Below are 2,381 nucleotides of genomic sequence, written 5' to 3' on the forward strand. Positions count from 1 at the left end.
CTAGCTGCTATATCATCCAGAACAAACCGTACCATTCGTTTTGATCAGCCGGTAAGCGCATCTGCAGTTGACGCGATCTCTCGTATTAATTATACATTTTGGTTGTGGAGTCTGGCATCCATTTCGCCTCCCAGATTAGAGTTAACCAATATTGTTCCCGATCCAGTTGTCGAGGATAGTGGCCACCAAAAAAAGGTAATTTGTTTATCTGGTGGGGTTGATAGTGTGTCCTCGGCTATTGCTGCAAAAGCTGAGAGCAACTACACTCACGGACTTCTGATCGCTGGTGCCGACTACCCATCAGCGGAACATCAGGGTTTTATAGAGCTTCAAGATCGTGTTGACGCTATTTGCAAAATAATTGGCCTAGATTTAGTAGTGGTTGAGACTAACTTTCGAACTATGATGTCTCTTGATTGGGAGCTTCATCATAGCTTTCTACTGGCAATGTCGCTGCATTACCACTCGGATTTATTTTCTGAAGGGTCTTACGCCCTTGATGCTCCACCGATCAATGAAATTATTCAACATCCATGGGGGAATTGTTTTGCGTTAATGCACCTATTTTCTCTCAAGGCCTTACCCTTGCGGGCCTATGGTAATCTGATGCATCGTGCAGAGCGGGCGAAATTTATTTCAAACTATAGCACTGAACTTATAAATAAACTATCGGTGTGTTGGGTCGATACGTCCACTGGGTCAAATTGTGGACATTGCTTGAAGTGTCGACGAACAAGGGATATTTTTGATCACATTGGTATATCGACTAAAGAGATGTTTAAAAATCACCCAGATCCCTCCAAAAATGAAAAAATTCGGATTCCAAATGATTATACAGTGCGGATGAAACTTGTTGCGTATGCAGATTGGGCAATGTCTATAGAGAAAGATACCCCTCGAGGCCGCGAATTAGAGGGAAATATTGAACGATTGCGCAGATCCTATGTCCGACAGATGCCCTATCGTTAGAATCAGGACATCGTTAGTTCGCTCTGAACAAAGCATCAGGTGATGGGGAACACCTTAGAGTCAGGACTCACAACCAATAGATGACGGTAGCGGCCAAGGCGCAGGCTGAGAGGAACAGGATCGGGCACCTGTCGTATCGGGTTGCGATGCGGCGCCAGTCCTTGATGCGAGCGAACATGTTCTCGATCCGGTGGCGCAGACGGTAAAGGTCGGTATTGTGCGGGATCGGGACTTTGCGACCGGCACGGGAGGGAATACACGGCGAAATCCCCATGTCGATCAGAGCGTTGCGGAACCAATCAGCGTCGTATCCACGGTCTCCGAGCAGGGCCGTCGCTTGCGGAATCGAGGACAGGAGCGCCCGCGCCCCGATGTAATCCGAGGTATGACCCGCCGACAGGAACATCCGGATCGGGCGGCCCTTGGCATCGGCCACAACGTGCAGTTTCGAGTTCAGACCACCCTTCGTCCGCCCGATCAGCCGTCCGCGCCCCCCTTTTGAACCGCAAGGCTCGACGCGGTCCTGTGCGCCTTCGCATGGGTCGCGTCGATCATCACGATCCCGGTGTCCTGCGACCTGGCCGCCAATTCGGTCATGATCGTGGCGAACACGCCCATCCGGCTCCACCGCTTCCAGCGGTTGTAGAGTGTCTTGGGCGGGCCGTAGGCCGAGGGCGCATGCTTCCACATCAACCCATTGCGCTGAATGAAGATAATCCCGCTCAGCACTCGTCTGTCATCGACCCGAGGCTTGCCCCGGGACTTTGGAAAGAACGGCCGCAACCGATCCATCTGCACGTCTGTCAGCCAGTAAAGTTCGCTCATGATCCCTCCCCAAGTTGGAAGTGTGAATCATGCAACCCGCCATCGATCAAGCAGATTTATGGGTCCTGACTCTAGCAACTGTATCTGTCAGGACGTTGTGGCGGTCCATTTCTGACGGCTTTTGCACAGGGCGTTCGCGACGGTGACTAGCTTTCTGGCGACGGCGGTGATGATGACCTTGTGCGGTTTTCCGGCCTTGCGAAGGCGATCTGCGAAAGACTTCAGGCTCGGGTTGTGATGTGCCGCGACCAAAGCCGCTTGAAACATCACGTGTTGCAGGGCACGACGACCACCGGCGATGGCCTATTTTCCGCGAAGGGTTCCGCTGTCGTGCGCAACCGGGGCCAATCCAGTGAGCGCTGCGGCCTCTTCGCCGGTGATGGTGCCAATCTCGGGCATTTCTGCGACCAGCATTGAACTGGCAACCGGGCCGATCCCCGGGATAGTAACGGAGAATAGCGGCGGTCTCCGACAGGCGTTCATCGTTCGTCGTTCAATTGTGGCCTTTGAAGCCTAAAGCATCAGCAGCGAAACAGATGTCCCAAATAGCAGCACGGCCATTCCGCGGCTGAAAGCAATGGACGCCC

General features: G+C 52.9%; 3 protein-coding genes. 1 reads left to right on the plus strand and 2 read right to left on the minus strand.

Features of this window, described 5'->3' with window-relative positions; genetic code table 11:
* On the plus strand, nucleotides 1-969 hold a 969-nt coding region (locus EEB11_RS19705), incomplete at its 5' end, for a hypothetical protein (RefSeq protein ID WP_167852820.1).
* A gap of 67 nt (nucleotides 970-1,036) precedes the next feature.
* Here the strand turns inward: EEB11_RS19705 and EEB11_RS19165 are convergent.
* Nucleotides 1,037-1,794 (minus strand): IS5 family transposase gene (locus EEB11_RS19165; RefSeq protein ID WP_245299017.1). Its coding sequence is split into 2 segments (ribosomal slippage): nucleotides 1,037-1,476 and nucleotides 1,476-1,794, totalling 759 coding nucleotides; the frame shifts between segments, so codons are not numbered across the junction.
* Between the two features lie 303 nt (nucleotides 1,795-2,097).
* Nucleotides 2,098-2,277, minus strand: coding sequence for a transposase (locus tag EEB11_RS20430; RefSeq protein ID WP_135434183.1), 180 nt, complete (start codon nucleotides 2,275-2,277; stop codon nucleotides 2,098-2,100).
* Between the last annotated feature and the right edge of the window lie 104 nt (nucleotides 2,278-2,381).

It is taken from the genome of Pseudotabrizicola sediminis, from assembly GCF_004745575.1.
Classification (GTDB): Bacteria; Pseudomonadota; Alphaproteobacteria; order Rhodobacterales; family Rhodobacteraceae; genus Pseudotabrizicola; species Pseudotabrizicola sediminis.

Coding starts and splice junctions, on each gene's coding strand:
- EEB11_RS20430 (WP_135434183.1), bottom strand. CDS start 2,277: ATGAACGCCTGTCGGAGACCGCCGCTATTCTCCGTTACTATCCCGGGG.